The sequence below is a fragment of the Microvirga lotononidis genome, from assembly GCF_034627025.1.
Classification (GTDB): domain Bacteria; phylum Pseudomonadota; class Alphaproteobacteria; order Rhizobiales; family Beijerinckiaceae; genus Microvirga; species Microvirga lotononidis.
The window spans coordinates 413,052-431,166 of sequence record NZ_CP141050.1; the positions used below are offsets into that span (position 1 = coordinate 413,052).

At 62.1% G+C, this 18,115-nt stretch carries 19 protein-coding genes; 9 read left to right on the forward strand and 10 right to left on the reverse strand.

Translation table 11 applies throughout. The features are described 5' to 3' along the window. The first annotated feature begins 84 nt into the window (after positions 1 to 84). The 3 genes from U0023_RS31605 (at position 85) to U0023_RS31615 (ending at position 2,798) form a co-directional block, all read left to right on the forward strand. Positions 85 to 729 carry a DUF1326 domain-containing protein gene (locus tag U0023_RS31605; RefSeq protein ID WP_009490286.1) on the forward strand — a complete coding sequence of 215 codons (645 nt, stop codon included), beginning with the start codon at positions 85 to 87 and terminating at the stop codon, positions 727 to 729. A gap of 17 nt (positions 730 to 746) precedes the next feature. Next, positions 747 to 1,622: a DUF2182 domain-containing protein gene (locus U0023_RS31610; RefSeq protein WP_009490285.1), complete on the forward strand. Its 876-nt coding sequence runs from the start codon at positions 747 to 749 to the stop codon at positions 1,620 to 1,622. Positions 1,623 to 1,844: 222 nt separating this feature from the next. Then, positions 1,845 to 2,798: a LysR family transcriptional regulator gene (locus U0023_RS31615; protein WP_009490283.1), complete on the forward strand. Its 954-nt coding sequence runs from the start codon at positions 1,845 to 1,847 to the stop codon at positions 2,796 to 2,798. 18 nt (positions 2,799 to 2,816) lie between these two features. Here U0023_RS31615 and msrA read toward each other — a convergent pair whose 3' ends face one another. From msrA to U0023_RS31655, 8 genes are all read right to left on the reverse strand, one after another. Then, positions 2,817 to 3,566, reverse strand: coding sequence for a peptide-methionine (S)-S-oxide reductase MsrA (gene msrA / locus U0023_RS31620; protein WP_009490282.1), 750 nt, complete (start codon positions 3,564 to 3,566; stop codon positions 2,817 to 2,819). A 73-nt stretch (positions 3,567 to 3,639) separates the two neighbouring features. After that, positions 3,640 to 4,416: a molybdopterin-dependent oxidoreductase gene (locus U0023_RS31625; RefSeq protein ID WP_009490280.1), complete on the reverse strand. Its 777-nt coding sequence runs from the start codon at positions 4,414 to 4,416 to the stop codon at positions 3,640 to 3,642. Then, a complete protein-coding gene (locus tag U0023_RS31630; RefSeq protein WP_009490278.1) occupies positions 4,406 to 5,230 on the reverse strand; it encodes a cytochrome b/b6 domain-containing protein in 825 nt (274 codons plus the stop codon). The genes U0023_RS31625 and U0023_RS31630 overlap by 11 nt, the downstream gene beginning before the upstream one ends. Positions 5,231 to 5,368: 138 nt before the next feature. Then, positions 5,369 to 6,193: a 3-hydroxybutyrate dehydrogenase gene (locus U0023_RS31635; protein ID WP_009490276.1), complete on the reverse strand. Its 825-nt coding sequence runs from the start codon at positions 6,191 to 6,193 to the stop codon at positions 5,369 to 5,371. 20 nt (positions 6,194 to 6,213) lie between these two features. Then, a complete protein-coding gene (locus U0023_RS31640; protein ID WP_009490274.1) occupies positions 6,214 to 7,476 on the reverse strand; it encodes a patatin-like phospholipase family protein in 1,263 nt (420 codons plus the stop codon). A gap of 10 nt (positions 7,477 to 7,486) precedes the next feature. Then, a complete protein-coding gene (locus tag U0023_RS31645; protein WP_009490272.1) occupies positions 7,487 to 8,311 on the reverse strand; it encodes a 3-hydroxybutyrate dehydrogenase in 825 nt (274 codons plus the stop codon). Positions 8,312 to 8,377: 66 nt separating this feature from the next. Further along, entirely contained in the window at positions 8,378 to 9,646 is a 1,269-nt protein-coding gene (locus U0023_RS31650) for an MFS transporter (protein WP_009490271.1), read from the reverse strand. Positions 9,647 to 9,721: 75 nt separating this feature from the next. After that, positions 9,722 to 10,219 carry a cupin domain-containing protein gene (locus tag U0023_RS31655; RefSeq protein ID WP_009490269.1) on the reverse strand — a complete coding sequence of 166 codons (498 nt, stop codon included), beginning with the start codon at positions 10,217 to 10,219 and terminating at the stop codon, positions 9,722 to 9,724. Positions 10,220 to 10,453: 234 nt separating this feature from the next. On the opposite strand from U0023_RS31655, the gene U0023_RS31660 reads away from it, so the two are divergent. Together U0023_RS31660 and U0023_RS31665 are read left to right on the forward strand one after the other, a co-directional pair. Continuing rightward, positions 10,454 to 11,395: a LysR family transcriptional regulator gene (locus U0023_RS31660; RefSeq protein WP_009490266.1), complete on the forward strand. Its 942-nt coding sequence runs from the start codon at positions 10,454 to 10,456 to the stop codon at positions 11,393 to 11,395. A gap of 96 nt (positions 11,396 to 11,491) precedes the next feature. After that, on the forward strand, positions 11,492 to 12,070 hold the full coding sequence (locus U0023_RS31665) for an NADPH-dependent FMN reductase (protein WP_009490264.1): 579 nt from the start codon (positions 11,492 to 11,494) through the stop codon (positions 12,068 to 12,070). A gap of 112 nt (positions 12,071 to 12,182) precedes the next feature. Here the strand turns inward: U0023_RS31665 and U0023_RS31670 are convergent, their stop codons facing one another. Beyond that, on the reverse strand, positions 12,183 to 12,833 hold the full coding sequence (locus U0023_RS31670; RefSeq protein WP_052600466.1) for an HvfC/BufC N-terminal domain-containing protein: 651 nt from the start codon (positions 12,831 to 12,833) through the stop codon (positions 12,183 to 12,185). 373 nt (positions 12,834 to 13,206) lie between these two features. Here U0023_RS31670 and U0023_RS31675 point away from each other — a divergent pair, with 373 nt between their 5' ends. Beyond that, complete coding sequence (locus U0023_RS31675) at positions 13,207 to 13,701, forward strand: DUF302 domain-containing protein (protein ID WP_009490260.1); 495 nt, start codon at positions 13,207 to 13,209, stop codon at positions 13,699 to 13,701. A gap of 136 nt (positions 13,702 to 13,837) precedes the next feature. Here the strand turns inward: U0023_RS31675 and U0023_RS31680 are convergent, their stop codons facing one another. Further along, the gene (locus U0023_RS31680) at positions 13,838 to 14,536 is read right to left on the reverse strand and encodes an IS6 family transposase (RefSeq protein WP_040638190.1); all 699 of its coding nucleotides are present in this window, start codon (positions 14,534 to 14,536) and stop codon (positions 13,838 to 13,840) included. Between the two features lie 352 nt (positions 14,537 to 14,888). Here U0023_RS31680 and U0023_RS31685 point away from each other — a divergent pair, with 352 nt between their 5' ends. The 3 genes from U0023_RS31685 to U0023_RS31695 all read left to right on the forward strand — a co-directional run bounded on the left by U0023_RS31685 (position 14,889) and on the right by U0023_RS31695 (position 18,112). Beyond that, positions 14,889 to 15,827, forward strand: a complete 939-nt coding sequence (locus U0023_RS31685) for a D-ribose ABC transporter substrate-binding protein (RefSeq protein ID WP_009490257.1) — start codon at positions 14,889 to 14,891, stop codon at positions 15,825 to 15,827. A gap of 69 nt (positions 15,828 to 15,896) precedes the next feature. Beyond that, positions 15,897 to 16,562: a DUF2291 family protein gene (locus U0023_RS31690; protein ID WP_009490255.1), complete on the forward strand. Its 666-nt coding sequence runs from the start codon at positions 15,897 to 15,899 to the stop codon at positions 16,560 to 16,562. After that, the gene (locus U0023_RS31695; RefSeq protein ID WP_009490253.1) at positions 16,559 to 18,112 is read left to right on the forward strand and encodes a sugar ABC transporter ATP-binding protein; all 1,554 of its coding nucleotides are present in this window, start codon (positions 16,559 to 16,561) and stop codon (positions 18,110 to 18,112) included. Before U0023_RS31690 ends, U0023_RS31695 begins: the two co-directional genes overlap by 4 nt. Positions 18,113 to 18,115: the final 3 nt, after the last annotated feature.

Here is an 18,115-nt window from a genome sequence, read left to right on the forward strand (position 1 = left end):
TCGTCCTAACCATCCTGGAGATTTCCCGCGCCTGACATTTGCTCCCCTCGGGAGTATCATGTGGCACACGAGGAGGGATGTTCCATGAGCACCATCCCTGAATGGCATTTGGCCGGCGACTGGTTCGACATCTGCAGTTGCGACATTCCTTGTCCCTGTGAGTTTGCTCAGGCCCCCACCAACAACGCCTGTCAGGGTCTGCTCGCCTGGCATATCAGGGACGGTCACTTCGGGCCCGTCCGCCTCGACGGCCTGAACCTGCTCGCCCTGGGTGCCTTCGAGGGCAATTTGTGGACCGGCGAGGCGAAGGCCATCATGGGCCTGTTTATCGATGAGAGGGCCGACGAGCCGCAGCGCGAGGCGCTGCAGATCATCTTCTCGGGGCAGGCCGGCGGATGGCCTGCGAGCTTCGCCGCCACGATCGGCGAGCTGCGGGGCATCGAGTTCGTCCCGATCACGTTCGAGGTCGCCGACGACCTGGGCTTCTGGCGGGCCGAGATTCCGGGCAAGGTCATAGGGAGGGCGGAAGCCCTGACCGGACCCACCACGCCGCCGGGGCAGCGCGTTCAGACGATCAATCCGCCCGGCTCGGAAGTCGGGCCAGGGCAGGTCGCCACATGGGGCCGGTCGGTTGAGGCCCGGACAGAGGGGTTTGGCTTCCAGTGGACGGGCGAGAGCCGGTCGAGCAAGCACATTCCGTTCGACTGGTCCGGCCCGGCTTCGGCCTAGCCGCAAGGGAGGCCGGCTTGGCAGGACAAGGCGCTAATCGTACCGAGCGTTTTCCTGCCGAGAGTACGATCGGTCTTCTCAGGCACGCGCGTCTGTCGCTTCTCGTTTCCCTGGTTGTGCTGACGACCGGCGCCTGGGGGTTCATCCTGTATCAGGCGCTCACCATGGATATGCCGGCAGGGATGGCTGATCTTGGCAGCCTGCCTTCCGCCGGCATGGGTGGGACGGCCATGGCGGGAGTGCCCGCGGCCGGCTTGTCGGTTAGGGGAGCCGCCATTTTCGTTGCGGTCTGGACCGTCATGATGGCCGCGATGATGCTGCCGGCCGCTGCGCCGATGATCCTGACCTTCGCCCAGGCCCAGGCTCGGCGGGACCGGGCGGTGCACGTTCCTACCTGGATCTTCGTTGCAGGCTATGGGCTGGTCTGGCTGCTCGCCGGGTGGGTCGTCTACCCCATCGTTCAATGGGGCCATGACATGGCTTCCTCCCCGGTCGCGACGAGCTCGTTCAACTGGGCGCCGCTTGCCTTGGGGGGCACCTTGATCGTTGCCGGGTTATACCAATTGACCCCGCTCAAGCGCCTATGCCTGAGCCACTGCCGCTCGCCGCTGGCCTTCGTAGCGCTCCACTGGCGTGAGGGGCGGGGCGGCGCTCTGCGGATGGGAGTCTTGCATGGGCTGTACTGTCTTGGTTGCTGCTGGGCCCTGTTCGGGATTCTGGTGGCCGCAGGTGTCATGAACTTGGCCTGGATGCTGCTGCTGACCTTGCTTGTGTTTGCCGAAAAGGTGCTCCCGTTGGGCCAGCGCCTTACAGCGGTGATGGGATTTGGCCTCGCCGCGATTGGATTCGCCGTTGCCGGAGGAGTCGTGCCGGTCGCCTGGATCACTTCCTAAAAGCGTCGAACCTGCCCACGCTCATGCTTGGCGATCTCAGTATGGCCGAATGGCAGGTCCTTGAGTTTGCCGTCTTTACGGGAAGAATAGGACGCCAATGTCATTCGGCTTTCTGGCCTTTGCGATGACGTTCTCCATCACCGTAGTGATGGAGAAGAGAGCACGACCAGGCGAAGGGGAATTCCTCAAGTTCATCCAGGGCAACCTTCCGGGAGGTCGGTCATGGAAATGCACCAGGTTCGGTATTTCCTCGCCCTGTGCGAGGAACTGAACTTCACCCACGCAGCCGAGCGTTGCCATGTGGCCCAGCCCTCCTTGACGCGAGCGATCCGGCAACTGGAACAGGAGCTCGGGGGTGAGCTCTTCCACCGGGAGCGTGCTCACACGCATTTATCGGAGCTTGGCCGCATCGTCCGCCCACATCTGGAGCAGGTCTACCGCGAGATGCAGGAAGCCAAGCGCCAGGCGGGGGACTTCGCCGAGCTGACCCATACGCCCCTCAAGCTCGGAATCATGTGCACTATCGCTCCCGATCAGATCGTCGATCTCGTCGGTGCGGTCCGGGCCCGTCATGCAGGGGTCGAACTGAAGATGGCCGATGCCAATGCCTGGGAACTGGAGGAGCGGCTCCTCCAGGGGGATCTGGAGGTCGCCATCTACTGCATTCCCGGCAAGGAGCCGGACGAGCGGCTCCATGTTCTTCCCCTGTTTCGCGAGCAGATCGTGGCGGCGCTCGGATCACGCCATCGCCTGGCGAGCCGGAACGCCGTCCGGGTGAAGGATCTGGACGGGGAGTGCTACATCCATCGCACCGACTGCGAGTTCGCGGGCTACGCCGATCCCGTGTTCCAGGCGCAGAACGTCAAATGCACGGCCGTCTATTGGAGCGAGCGGGACGACTGGACATTGGCCATGGTCGCGGCAGGTCTCGGCTGGGCCTTCATGCCAGCGAACTCAGTCAGTCATCCTGCGGTCACCGGCCTGCCGATCACCGAGCCCGAGTTCTGGCGCGAGGTGAACCTCGTCACCGTGCGGGGGAGGCCGCACTCGCCGGCTGTCGGAGCGCTGGTGCGCGAGGCGATGAGCATGCGTTGGTTCGGCGAGCGGGCTTTGGCGGTAGAGCGTTCCAGAGATATGCCGGAACCAGCTGACCTGCCCACGCCAAGCGCGCCCTGACGTCCGTTCCGTCGCTGCTCACGTCCCTGATTTCGTGACCAGAACGGGGGTGTCGCGATAAATCTCCGGGAACAACTGCTTCAGATCGGCGACCTTCGGGAGATCGTTGATGACGATGTAGGGATAATAGGGGTGCAGTGTCAGAAAATCCTGATGGTAGTCTTCAGCCGGATAGAACCCGGTCAGCCGATCCGCCGTGGTGACGACCGGCTTTGGAAACACCCGGGCCCGATTCAGCTGATCGATGTAAGCCCGTGCGACCTCGAATTGGGCGTCGTTTGCTGCGAAGATCGCGGAGCGGTACTGCGATCCGACATCAGGCCCCTGCCTGTCGAGCTCCGTCGGATCATGCACCACCGAGAAGTAGATCTGCAGGATCCGGCCCAAACTGACCTGGTGAGGATCGAACGTCACTTTGACTGACTCCGCATGGCCGGTCCGCCCCGCGCTGACGGTCTCATACTGCGCGGTGTCCGCAGTTCCACCGGAATAGCCGGAGACGGCGCTCGTCACGCCTTTCACATGCTGGAACACGCCCTGGACACCCCAGAAGCAGCCGCCAGCCAGAACAACGGTTTCGGAAGCCGCACCGAGTGGCTCATCAATGGACGGTGGTGGGATGATGACCGCGGCATTGGCGGACAGATCCACCAAACGCCAGAGCCCGAATCCGACGACGGCAGCCACCAGAGCCGGCCCACCGATTGTCTTCTTCAGATGCCGATGAAGAGCTGTAGCGAGCCCGTTGACACTTGCGTTCGATGACATTGCTTGCTCCTTCAAACCCCGAAACACGGCAGGCCTAACCGGCGGCGTTTGCCGAAATGACAAAGAACGCCGGTCAGATGCCCGCGTACCACTCGTAGCCGCGGTCTTCCCAGAAGCCGCCGCGGCCAAGACCGATCCCCGCAAGGCTCTCCACGAGCTCGATCCGCATGACGTACTTGGCCATCTTGTAGCCGAGCTGACGTTCGACCCGTAGCCGTAGCGGCGCCCCATGCGGGATCGGCAGCGGATGACCGTTCATGTCGTAAGCCAGGATCGTCTGCGGGTGATAGGCGTCCTCGAAGCCGATGCTTTCATAGTACTGCCCATTGCCACCCGCTTCCGGCTCCAGCGCGTCGGCGCAGCGGAAGACGACGTAGCGTGCCCGGGCCTGCACCCCGGCCTGTTCCAGCACATGCGCCAGCGGGACCCCGGTCCATTTGCCGATGCAGCTCCAGCCCTCGACGCAGTCATGCCGCGTGATCTGCGTGCGCGGGGGCATTGCCCGGAGTTCAGCGAGAGAGAGCTGTTGCGGGCGCTCGACCAGTCCGTCGACCTGCAGCCGCCAATCGACGAAGCCTTTCTCGGCGAGGGCCTGATAGTCGAAGTCATCGATCGAGGCCGAGCCATTCGCCCGGAATACCGGCGAGAGATCCGATTCCGTGTATTCGCGGGCAAGCGGGCCTGAGCCGAGCAAAAACCGTTGTGCCCGCGAAGTGGCGCTCTCGGCGCTTTCCAGGATCTGCCGAAACCAGGGCGCTTCGGACAGGCGATCGCAGCCACCGAGCGCCAGCGTTCCCGCCAACGCGGCGCTCCGTTTGAGAAAGCTGCGTCGCTCAGGATCAGTTCGCATGGGTGCCTCCCGGGAGGACGTAGGTTCCGGTGATCATCGAGCGCAGGTTGTTCCAGGCACCCGACAGCAGGACCATGGCAACATGCACGACGACGAAGAGCACCAGCCCTGATGCGGCCAGGAAGTGGATCGTGCGGGCGGATTGCCGGCCACCGAAGAGGGTGAGGAGTTCGGGAAAGGCGGCATCGATCCCGGGCGACATGGTCAGGCCGGTGAGGACCACCAGCGGCAGCAGCACGAGGGCAACGGCCAGATAGGCCAGCTTCTGGAGCACGTTGTAGTGCCGGGCCTCGTCACCGCGCGGGAACCGCAGGAGCAGATGCTCTCGGATCGTATGCCCGATCTTCCTGAGTTGGAGGCGGGTCGGCAGGAGGTCGCGGCGCAGATGGCCGCTGATGAGGCTGTAAAGAAGGTATGCCGTGCCGTTGACCACGAGAAGCCAGGCGAAGAAGAAATGCCACCGCCTTCCGGTCGACAGATCCTGATAGCTTGGAATCGTCATCCAGGATGAGAAACCGCGCGCCCAGACCTGTCCTTCGGGCCCGGTCGAAGCGCCGAGGAAGCCCGTGGTGTCGAACGCATGTCCGAAGATCTGCGTGACGCCCTTGGTGCCGGCCTCATCGCTGTCGCTTGCGGTGAGGGCCAGGATCGGGTGATCGAAGGCAGAAGCTTGGCCCCAGTAGAGCGCCGGATGGGCATTGAAGATCTGAAGGCCGCTCATCAGAAGGACCAGCAGGCAGACGGCATTGATCCAATGGGTCACGCGAACCGCTATGGAGTGCCGGCGGATGGAAGCCGTGGGTTGCTCGACCATGGTCGTCTCCCGTTGCGATGGCTCCATGCGATGGCCACGGTACACCCAATCCCGATGCTCCGATGCACGGGCCTTAACACGATTGTGTTACTGTGACGTCCCATGGAGCCGATATCCAGTGACCGTCGGTTTGTCGCCTCAATGGGCCGTCCAGCCGCCGTCGATCGGCAGGGCCGCACCCGTGATCGAAGCGGCGGCATCACTCGCCAGGAATGTCGCGAAGGCGCCGATCTCTTCGACCATGGCGAAGCGTTTGTTCGGCTGCTCGGCCAGCAACACCTTCCGGATCACCTCTTCGCGAGGAAGGCCATGTGTTTTCGCCTGTTCCGCGATGTGCGCCTCCGCGAGCGGCGTCCAGACGTTTCCGGGGCAGATCGCGTTGCATGTGATGGTTTGCTCTGCCGTTTCCAAGGCGACGACCTTGGTCAGGCCGACGATCCCGTGCTTGGCCGCTGCGTAAGCCGACGTGAGCGGCAAACCGACGAGAGCGAGCGCCGAGGCGATGTTGATGATGCGGCCTCCACCTTGGTGGCGCATGGCAGGAAGGGCCAGTCGGATCGTGTGAAAGGCGGACGACAGATTGATCGCCAGGACCGCATCCCACTTCTCGACCGGAACCTGGTCGACCGGACCGACATGGAAGATACCGGCATTGTTGACCAGGATGTCCAGGCGACCGAACGTCTCCAGGGCAAGATTGACCATCCTGGCGATCTCGTCCGGCTTGGTCATGTCGGCGGCAGAGTAGATGGATTTGGCGCCGGTCTCGCGCTGCAGCCCTTCAAGGGAGTCGTTGATCTCCTCGGGCTTACCGAAACCATTGATGACCACCGACGCTCCGGCTGACGCAAAGGCGCGGGCGATGCCAAGACCGATGCCGCTGGTGGAGCCCGTGACGAGCGCCACCTTTCCGTCGAGGATCCTGGCGGTACCGAGCGCCGGCTGAGGGAGGGTGACGTTCATGATATTTCTCCTGCGAGATCTTATCCGGCAGTCATCATCATGCCGGGTCGGGCCTCGTGCAGGATGAAGCCTTCCACGGGATCGAAGTCGCTTGACCACGGTGCCAACTCCAGTACCCGGCTCGTGTCGGCATAGCCCGCCTCCCAGCGGCGGCGGATACCCCGCGGGCTGAAGTCGATGTCCTTGGTGTGGTCATCGCCCTCAAAGGGAGGTGCCAGTAGCCGGACCACGTGCATGCGGGTCACGCAGCCATAGGCAGCCAGCTCCCGCACGGCCTCGGTCCTCTGCTCCCGCTCCGGCAACCGGCGCACCAACTCGGCGATCACGTGCCGGAGCCGGTGGATCTGCTTCTGACGGGCGATGTGGCTGACCGCCCGGCTGCAATACTGGATATCCTTCTGCCGGCTCATCACCTGCCAGATCGTGTCCGGCTCGGGCCCCTGCGGGTTCCAGATATGGACCGCGAAGATGACGGAGTTTTTTCGCGGGTTGTCGTCGAAGACGGCCTCGACCGGCGTGTTCGACAGGATGCCGCCGTCCCAGTAGAGATCGCCATCGATCCGCACGGCCGGAAAGGCAGGCGGTAGGGCGCCGGATGCCATTACGTGCCGGAGGTCGAGATCCATGTCGCGGCTGTCGAAGTAACGCATCTCGCTGGTGCGCACGTTGGCGGCTCCCACCGTCAGGCGCGTCTCCCTGCCGTTGATCCGGTCGAAATCCACGAGATCGCACAGGGTTCGGGCCAGCGGCGAGGTATCGTAATAGCCGGCGGCTTCCGATCCGAGGGGCACCTGGAGACCAAGAAATGCCGACAGGTTCGGCCGGAAGAAGGCCGGAATGCCTTGGGCGATGGTCGACAGATTCGTGGCCAGCGGCCCCACAAGCGGCCACGCGCCCAGGAACTCCACCCAAGGGCTGTGCTGCATGCGGCGCCAGAACTCCTGCAGCCGTTCCATGCGGTCCTCGGGCGTGTTGCCGGCGATCAGGCTGGCATTGATGGCGCCAATCGAGGTGCCGATCACCCAGTCGGGCTCGACCCCGGCCTCGTGCAGCGCCTGGTAAGCACCGACTTGGTAGGCGCCCAGCGCGCCGCCGCCCTGCAGCACCAGGACGATTTGGCCGAGTTCCTTCGGGATCCGCCTCCGGCGGGCCGGTATGCTGTCCGGGAGCCGTTGTTCTGTGATCGCATCTGGGGGAGTTCCCGTCCGCTCGAGTTCGCTGATCACTGCTGCATCGGAGCCCTTGTCCGTCCTGAGGACATCGGGTGAAACATGTTTGAGCATGGCGTCCTCCTCAGTGGGCAGTCCAGCCGCCATCAACCGGAAGCGCAGCACCGGTAATCGAGGCAGCGGCATCACTGGCCAGGAACGTGGCGAAGGCCCCGATTTCCTCGACGGTGGCGAACCGCTTGTTGGGCTGCTGCGCCAGCAGCACGTCCCGGATGACCTGCTCGCGTGGAATGCCATGCGACTTCGCTTGCCCCTCGATCTGAGCCTCGACCAGGGGGGTGAAGACATAACCCGGGCAGATGGCGTTGCAGGTGATGTTTTCCTCAGCCGTCTCGAGCGCGACCACTTTGGTGAGACCAACGATCCCGTGTTTCGCCGCCACATAGGCGGCCTTGAACGGGGAGGCGACGAGCGCGTGCGCCGAGGCGATGTTGATGATGCGGCCGCCGCCCTGCCGCCGCATCGCCGGGAGGGCGAGACGGGTGGTGTGGAAGGCGGAGGACAGATTGATTGCTAGGACCGCATCCCATTTCTCGACCGGGAACTGGTCGATCGGGCTGACATGCTGGATGCCGGCGTTGTTCACTAGGATATCCAACCGACCGAAGCTCTCCAGGGCAAGATTGACCATTCCGGCGATCTCGGCCGGCTTGGTCATGTCGGCAGCCGAATAGATGGCTTTGCTTCGGGTCTCATCCTGCAAGCCTTCGAGTGTAGCGTTGATCTCCTCCGGCTTACCGAAGCCGTTGATGACGACCGACGCTCCGGCTGATGCGAAGGCGCGTGCAATCCCGAGCCCGATCCCGCTGGTGGAACCAGTGACGATGGCGACCTTTCCGTCCAGAACTCTCGCGGACCTGGTTGCTGGCTGGGTGAAGGTGACGTTCATGATGATCCTCCTGGGGGTTGTCGTGACGCTTTCTGGAGAGGGCTGCTGCCGAGGCTCCCCGAAGCCCTACGCCGAGTGGACAGCAGTCGGAGGTGGTGTCGGGACGTCTCGCTCTATTTCGGGCAAAAGCCTCTCGGATGCGGGTCGCAGCCGAATCGCGAGGAGTGCCGCGATCAGGAGCGAGGCCCCGACCCCGGTGACACAGGCAGCCCAGCCATACCGGTCGAACACCTGCCCCAGGATCGCACTGCCCACCAGCCCGCCCGAGAAGTAGGACGCAAGGTAGAGCCCGCTCGCCGAGCCGCGGTCTGTCGTGGCTGCATGGCTGACGAACCCTGTGGCGGTTGCCTGGGCAAAGAAGGTGCCCACACCCACCAGCATCAGGCCTACCAGGATTGCGGTCAGGTTTGGCACGACCAGGAACGGCAGTCCGAGGCCCGCGACGGCCAGCGATCCCCAGAAGGTGGGCCGGGTCCCAAACCGCTGCACCGTGCGACCGGCCAACAGGGTGGTGACGATGGACGGCGCGAAGACGAAGTAGACGAGGCCGAGGCTCATCTGACCGATCGCGATCGGCTCGCGAACCAGCACGAAGTTCACGTAAGTGAAGGTGCCGATGAAGGCGAACAGGATGCAGAAGCCGATGGCGAAGCTGGGCCGCAGAAGCGGGTTGCGCAGATGCTCGGCCCAGATCGACAATGGCGCCCGGCTGGGTTCGTCTTGAGCGGTTATCATGGCGGATTGCGTGAGCCAAGCATAGACGATCACGGCGCCGAGCAGGTTCAAGCCCGCCAAGGACAGGAAGGTCGCCGGCAGGCCGAGATGGTCGGCGAGGCCCGCTGTCAGAAGCCGGCCGAAGAGGTTGCTGGCGACGTTGCCGGTGATGTAGGCCGCGAAGGCACCGCCAGCGTCCATGGCGCTGCAATGCTCGCCGAGATAGGCGAGGGTGAGCGTGAACGCGGAGGCCATGCACAGCCCCTGGGCGATCCGCAGCACCGTGAAGGTCGCAAGGTTTGGTGCAACCGCCAGCAGGGCGGTCGGGATCGCCAGCACCGCGAGGCTGATCAGGATACCGCGCCGGCGATCGATGCGATGGCTGAAATAGGCAACTGTTAGGCAAGCGACCGCCATCCCCATCGTTGTCGCGTTCACGGCAAAGCCCATTGCAGCCGGCGTCACGCCGTAGTTTCGGGCCAACGCCGGCAGGATCGCTTGCGTCCCGAACAGATCGACCACCGTCAGGAAGGCAATCAGACCAATCAGAAGAGTCCGTTCAACCATGCCGGCATGGTGGCCCTGCATCGACATGGCTTGGTCTTGGTTGGACGCTGTCATCATCGTCTCCTGTCGCAGGAGGGGCGCTGGTGCTCGGTTCGACCGGCCGAGCACCATCCAAAGCAGCCAAAGCCGTCACATCATGTGAGGGTCTGCCTTGGGCATGTCGTGGAACACGTCGGAGGACAGCAGCACGACCGGGGCCTTGCCGGTGTTCTTCCACCAGTGCTGCACCCCGCTCTTCTCGACTGAAACCTCGCCCGCCTTATGAATGATCGGCACCGAGCAATTGCTGGCATATTCCTCGATGGTGCCTGAGACGACGTAGATCAGGGCCGGCCGGTCCTCGTGGCTGTGCCAGGGCACGACGCCGCCAGGCTGGATGACCAGCTTGCGCGTCCGCAGCTGATGCTCGGCGAGGTTCACCTTCTCCTTGGACAGGTCGACCGTGGCGAGCACCGTGTCCGTAACGCCTTTGTGTTGTGTTTCGCCTTCAGTGCGGGCGCCTGCCTTCATCTTGTCCGCGGGGCATTCGCCGGCATTTGCGGGAACCGCGAAGATCGCGCCCGCCAGGAGAGCGACCGTGCAAAGTCCCTGCCGGAGCATAAAGGGGCCTCGAATTTGGTTCAGCATGTCCATGTCTCCTCTGTTCCGCAGCGCCCAGATGGAGGCAACCAAGTGGAGCCGGCGCGATGCGGTAGCTTCATGGTCGGTCAGGCCAAGACAGATTGGAAATGCCGAGTGAGCCTCGATTCCATAGCCAGAAGCTATCACCGCAGCAGGCTGATCGGCGGTAGTCTGAGAATGATATCGCATGCAGGTCGTGCCGGCATCGGTGGCACCGATCAGCCGATGGGGAGGATTGCAATGGAGATGCACCAGATCCGGTACTTCCTCGCCGTTTGCGAAGATCTCAACTTCACGCGGGCGGCAGAGCGCTGCAATGTCGCGCAGCCCTCCCTCACACGGGCGATCAAGCTGCTTGAGGAGGAGCTTGGGGGCGTTCTGTTCCATCGCGAGCGGAGCAACACCCACTTGTCGGAGCTGGGGCGCATGGTGAAGCCGCATCTCGAGCAGGTCTATGCCCAAGCAGAGGCAGCCAAACGACAAGCCTTCGATTTCGCCAAGCTGAAGAAAACCGCCCTGAAGCTCGGGGTGATGTGCACGATCCAGCCGGATGAACTGGTTGACCTCGTCAGCGGTCTCCAGGCGCGACATCCCGGGATCGAGCTTGAGATTGTCGACGCCAGTGCGGCCGACCTGGAGAACCGACTCATCAACGGCCAACTCGAGGTGGCGATTTATTGCATCCCGGGTCGGGAGCCGGACGAGCGCCTGCACTATATGCCCTTGTTCCGGGAGCCGTTCATGATCGTCGTTTCGCCCGACCATCCGCTCGCGCTTCAGGAGAGCATCGCGCCACGCGACCTTACGGGGGACCGTTACCTCAACCGGATCAACTGTGAGTTCTATCGCTATGCCGGTGCCCTCTGGCGGGAGAACGGCTTCGAGGGCTGCGAGACGGTCTACCGCAGCGAGCGCGACGACTGGATCCTGTCCATGATCGCGGCCGGGCTCGGATTCGGCTTCATGCCCAAGAGCTGTGCCCGGCATCCCATGGTCGTTGCCTGCCCGATGGTCGATCCGGAGATCTGGCGCGAGGTCAATTTGGTGACGGTCCGCGGCCGCCCGTACTCCCCGGCGGTCGGAGCCCTCGTGCACGAGGCCATGCGGGCTCAATGGCTCGGCCAGCCAGCCCTTGCCCTGGATCTCGAGAAGGAGCGTCAGAAGGCGGAGGACCTCGCATGAGATGGGTTTCTGATCCACGGGACAGCCGCGGTCTCAGGCTTCGGGTTTGGGCCCGTAATGACGCGTGCGCCGCGCCGGAATCGTAAGGAGGACGATATGCCTCTTCTCATACCCGTGATCCTGGGCTCGGTCCGTTCCGATCGCCAAGGGATAAAGGCCGCGCGCTTCATCATTCGCCATCTGGAGGGTCGGGGGTACACGGCGCCCCTAGTAGACCCACTTGAACTGAAGTTGCCGCTGCTCGACCGCATGTACAAGGAATTTCCCAAGGGAGAGGCTCCCAAGACTCTCGAGCGTCTTGCTGAGCTCTTTCGACGCGCGGATGCCTTCGTGGTCGTGTCCGGAGAGTACAACCACAGCATCCCGCCTAGCCTGTCGAACACGCTGGATCACTTCCTGGAGGAGTATTTCTGGCGGCCCTCCGCCATCGTCTGCTACTCGGGCGGGCGCTTCGGCGGCGTCAGGGCCGCGATGCAGCTGCGGGCGATGCTCTGCGAGCTTGGGATGCCTAGTATCCCATCCCTGCTGCCGATCCCTGAGATCGGTACGGCGCTCACTGCCGACGGCTATGCAGGAGCAGCGTGGCTCAACAAGACCGCCAGCCGCTTTGTCGACGAGTTGGTGTGGTACGCCGAGGCCCTTCGGCGCCAGCGTGCTGAAGGTACGCCGTACTGACGCATTCGGACCCGGTACCCCGAATGCGGCTCCCCACGGGATTGTCTCCGGCCGAATTTTGGCTTGGCTTCGTGAAATCAACCAACGACGGACACAGTTTTCCTTGTTCAGCTTACTGGTTAGCGCATAAATTAAGCCCGATGATCAGGTGATGGCTGAGAAGCACGCTCAGGCTTGTAACAAGGTCAAACCGTGGGTCCGCTACAGCAGCCTTATCTGCCGCATCCCTGAACACTGAGTTGTTCATCAGGTGCTGGATGAAAACGGCGCCTCCGGGCGGCAGCCGATGGATCTCGACCACGAGATCCGGACGGGCGATCAGGGCGTCCTCCGGCCTTGAATTATCAAACTTACCCTGGGGCTTAGCGACGTATGTCTCCCAGATCGTCACAATGGGGTAGGTGGATCTCACGACCTGAACGGATGGATGGAGAACGGCCAGACACTGCTCCCAGCTGTGAGGGGCGAAAGCAGCAAGTTCCCGGACGGTCAGAGGGCTCGCATCCGCCGCGTAATGAGCACGGGTTCGGGCTGCCTCGAGACGTGCCATGTCGCCGAGATACGGCACTGGCAGGACGAGCGGGAAAGTGTCGATGAAATCGCCGAAGTCGTCGCCATAGGTCAGGGTCACGGGAGAGCGGGGTGGCGACAACGCGATGAAGGCCTGCACCATGCCCCGGAAGACATCATCCTCCACAAGCGCCCGGGTCACCGGGAACCGGGTTGCTAGCACCTTGGTGAGGCAAACTATGTCGGAGTGCATAGCGGACGCTGAAGATCCCACGATTGCCTCCGTTCGGTTTCAGCAGCCGGGAGGATTGATCCGATCTCCCGGAACATGAGCTTCGTCCCTGCCTGCGCTGCCGCTGGTTGGGACATGATCCCGGAAATGGAGGGCTTGGTGAAATACCGTTGAGCGATGGAGCCGATAGCGGGCGGCTATGATGGCAGGATGATCGACTGCATGCGGGGCTTCACTCCTCCGGCATCCTGGAGGCTGGCTCCGCCATCGCGAGACGATAGCCCATGGGTATCGATTTGGGAGCTACTCGGTATTTCAACAGGCAAGTCGCCTTCGTCATGATGCTGCCATGGCTTACGCGAGGTGCGTGAGCAGCAACCCGGAGGAGCGCCCGATGGCTACCCATATTGCAAGTTTGTGTGCCGCTACCCTGATCCCGTTGGGGCTCGCCCTTTCGCCCGTTCAGACCAGGGCGGAGGATCCGGGCCGGCAGATATTCGAGAACGGCATCGTGCGTGTGAAAAGCGCCTATCCATTCGATGAAACCATCAATCGGATCAAGCAGGATGTTGCCGCAAAAGGCATCATGTTCTTCTTCGCGGTCGATCAGTCAAAGCTTGCTTCCGATGCAGGAATCAACCTGAGACCATCGACCCTTCTGGTGTTCGGCAATCCGGGACTCGGCTCGCAGTTCATCACCTCGAACCCGAACGCGGGCATTGACTGGCCGGTGCGGCTGCTGGTCTCGGAGGATGAGAACGGCACAGTGTGGACGGTCTATAATGATTTCCAGTACATTGCCCGCCGGCATGGCATCGTGGATCGGGACGCTGCGTTCCAGAAGGCATCCGAGGTGATTACGTCCGTCACTTCGAGCGTTGCCAAGTAGGGCAGAGATTGCGGCCACTGTGCGCTCACTAGAACACCACATCGTGGGGTGCTGCGCTTTGATCCATCCTTCGCCAGGCGGCTGTGTCGCAAATCTGGAACGGATGCGAGAGAATCGTTGGGGCATTGCCTTGGCTTCAGATAGCAAGCCTCTCAAACTGCTCGGCGAGTGAGGGCTGCGGATTCCGGGCGTAGATCGCCTGCTGCTTGCGCATCATGTGGATCATCTCAATGCCGCCCAGGATCACACGAGCGCTATTCATCGCCTTGAACCCGAGCATTGGCCGCACTCGCCGCTTGATGGCTCGATGATCCTGTTCGATGCGATTGTTCAGGTAGGCACTTCGCCGGATCCGGATCGGCTTGAGTCTGTGTCTTGAATGGTCCTGCAGCCGGCCCTCGGCATCACACGACAGGATGGCTTCCCGATTGGTTTGGCTGCCGTCGATGACGATCCTCTCGGGCCGGCCGTGCCGCTTGGGAGCCTTGCGCAGGAACCGCTTGGCGGCCGCCAGATTGCGCCGTTCGCTGAACCAGAACTCGACCATGTCACCGTTGCTGTCGATTGCGCGGTAGAGATACCGCCACTGCCCGCGAACCTTGATGTAAGTCTCATCGATGTGCCACTTGCCAGTGACGGATCGCTTGCATGAATTGAAGCGCTTCAGCAGTTCGGGTGAGTAGCGAATGACCCATCTGTGGATGGTCGCGTGGTCGACGGAGATGCCGCGCTCCACCATCATCTCCTCTAAGTTCCGGAGGCTGAGGTTATAAGCCAAATACCACCGGATGCAGAGCAGGATCACGGATCGATCAAAATGCCTGCCCTTGAACACGCAACCCTCCATTGCTGAACTCAAGGAGCAATATCTGAAACTCTGAAACAAATTGTTGCGACAGATCCTAAACAGATCCCTTCCTCTCATATGCTGATTGACTCATCATACCAGCGAGCTTACTGTCCATCTGGGAAGTGCTCCAATATTCAAAGAATACTCGGTGTTAGAGCGCTCAAGGCGAAACAGAATGGCCGTTTCGGAGGGAAGGAGGCTTTGTTCATCCCTAGGCTGCATTCGGCAAAGTCCGCAAAGAGCTAGCCACCTTCAAATATAACAAAGTAACCGACCGCAAGATCGTACGAACGCCCCGCTTAAAAGAGGGCGGCCTGAAACCAGAAGGAGGAAACGCATGCGAATTCCGAAATTGATGCTGGGCGCGGCTATCGCCGCGAGCTTAAGCCTGGGGGCGAGTGGCGCGAACGCCGCTGACCTGATCGCGATTATTACCCCGTCCCACGACAACCCGTTCTTCAAGGCGGAAGCTGACGGTGCGAAGGCGAAGGCGGACGCTCTTGGTTATGAGACGATCGTGCTCGTCCATAACGACGACGCGAACAAGCAGTCGCAGCTGATCGACACCGCGATCGCTCGAGGAGCGAAGGCCATCATTCTCGATAACGCCGGTGCGGACGCCACGGTCGCGGCCGTGCAAAAAGCCAAAACCGCCAACGTCCCGTCGTTCCTGATTGACCGTGAGATCAACGCCACCGGCGTCGCTGTCGCGCAGATCGTTTCCAACAATTACCAAGGCGCCCAGCTGGGTGCCCAGGAATTCGTCCGTCTGATGGGGGAAAAGGGCAATTTCGTCGAGCTGGTCGGCAAGGAATCAGACACCAATGCCGGTATTCGCTCCAAGGGCTACCATGATATCATCGATGACTATCCCGAGATGAAGATGGTCGCCCGCCAGTCAGCCAATTGGAGCCAGCCTGAAGCCTATGCCAAGATGGAGTCGATCCTGCAAGCCAACCCCGGCATCAAGGGCGTGATCTCAGGAAACGATACCATGGCCATGGGCGCATGGGCTGCCTTGGCGGCGGCGGGCCGAAAGGATGTCATTGTCGTTGGGTTCGATGGCAGCAACGATGTGCGCGACTCGATCAAGAGCGGCGGGATCAAGGCAACAGTGCTTCAGCCGGCTTATCGCCAGGCCGAGATCGCCGTCGAGCAGGCCGATAAGTACATCAAGACCAAGACTGCGCCCGCACAGGAAAAGCAACTCATGGATTGCGTCCTGGTCACGCCGGAAAACGCAGGCAAGCTCGAGACCTTCGCTCTGACAAACTGATTGCGTTCGGCCACCTCTGATCGTCCAGGGGTGGCCAACCCTCAGGCTCCTCGATAGGACGCAGGACTGATGCTCACCCGGAGTCTTCAGATCGCGACACTTCTGGCCGCTTGCATGAGCCTCAGCGCATGCAAGCTCGTCGCCACTGCCGCAAAAAACCAGCCGAATTCGCGGGAAGGCAGTCCAGCTCAAAATGCCGAGTTCTCGCCTGACAGGATGGCGGACGAGATATGGGATTCCAAAGCGATGCCCTACCTGAGGCGGAAAGCCGGGGCGCTGCCTGAGATCCTGGCTGCGGCACGCCAGAACCCGGACGAGGCCGGGCGCAAGTACGGCTACCGTGAGAAGCAGGACGGATCGCCCTGGACTGTCGTGACGAAATTGGACGGGCAGGTCGTCACTGCGGATACGACGTCTCGTGCAGCGACGGCAGGCGTGGACATCGACGGTGACGGCAAAGCCGACGCCACCATCCAGATCGGCCCGGCGATCCGGGGGACCGCCCTGCGTGATGCGCTCGACTTCGTGTCCTTCACATCGTTCACGAACCAGATCGAGTATGCGCAGTTCGGGAAGGCGCTCAATACGCGGGTGGACCGCGTTCTGCTCTCGGGCCTGCCACGAGATCAGTTGGTGGGCCGCAAGGTGTCTGTACTCGGCGTCTTTCCGCTGGAAAAGCTCGACCAGCCACCGCTCATCACCCCGGCCGAACTCACACTGGGGCCGAAGTCGTGACCTCGCTGGTTGAGCAGAAGGTGGTCCTGAAAGCTGAGGGGATCTCCAAGATCTACTCCGGCACTGTCGCATTGCGGCACGCGGATTTTGAGGTCAGACGCGGTGCCGTGAACGTCCTGGTGGGAGAGAACGGAGCCGGTAAATCTACCTTGATGAAGATCATCGCCGGGGTCGAGCAACCGACGACCGGGCGAATTCTCATCGATGGAGCCCCGGTAGAGCTCAAGAACTCTGCCGACGCACTGCGGCAGGGCATTGGGATCGTCTTCCAGGAACTCAATCTGTTCGGCAATCTGTCTGTCGCGGAAAATATATTCGCCGCCCGGGAGATCACCTATGGGGTGCTCGGAATCGACCATCGAGAGCAGGAGAGGCGGGCGGCAGAGGTCCTCGCCCGGCTGCAGGCCGGCATTGAACCGGGGACGCTGGTCGAGACGCTGCGCGTTGGTCAACAGCAGCTTGTCGAGATCGCCAAGGCCGTCATGCTGGACGCCCGCATCCTCATCATGGACGAGCCAACCTCGGCCCTGAGTGCAGCCGAGGTGGAGATCCTGTTTCGGGTCATTGCGGACTTGAAGGCGCGCGGGGTTGCTATCGTCTATATTTCTCATCGGCTGGAGGAGTTGATCCGCATCGGCGACTTCGTGACCGTCCTGCGCGACGGCCAGGTCACAGCCCGCAGCCGGATCCTCGACATTGACGTTCCGTGGATCGTCCGACAGATGATCGGGTCCGACGCCAAGCCCTTTGCCAAGCCTGATGGTCACGTTCTCGGCCCTGAAGTGTTTCGGGCCGAAGAGGTGTGTCTTCCGCGAGACACAGGAGGGTACCTCGTCGATCACGTGTCACTCTCGGTCAGGGCAGGGGAGATTGTCGGGATCTATGGTTTGCTGGGGGCCGGGCGAAGCGAGTTCCTTGAGTGCGTCATCGGCGATCATGAGCGGGCATCTGGAAGCATCTTTGTCGAGGGGATCAAGCTTGAGGCCAAAGATGTGACCAGCCGGATCCGGCATGGCATTTCTTTGATTCCGGAGGACCGGCAGCGGGAAGGTCTCGTTTCTACTCAGTCTGTCGCCAGCAATCTTACCATGGCGAGCCTTCACAAGTTCCTGCGCGGCTTTCAGATCCAAAGCAAGGCCGAGACGGGAGCGGTCCGCAAGGCTGTCGGCGACTTAACGATCAAGGTGTCCGATCCTGCCATCGAGGTTTCCGCCCTCAGTGGCGGGAACCAGCAGAAAGTCGTCATCGGCAAAGCCCTTATGACCGGTCCTAAAGTCCTGCTCATGGACGAGCCCAGCCGAGGGATCGATGTCGGGGCCAAAGCCGATGTCTTCAAAACGATGAGACGGCTCGCGGCAGAGGGGCTCGGCATTCTCTTCGTGACCTCCGACCTCGAGGAGGTCATGGCCCTGTCCGACCGGATCGCCGTCATGAGCAATGGCCGTCTCATCGATGTCTTCGACCGGGCGACGGTCACTCAGGATCAGATTGTCGAGGCGTCCGCCGTCGGCCACAGGCCCCATCCGTCATTGCAGCCAACCCAAGGGTGATCC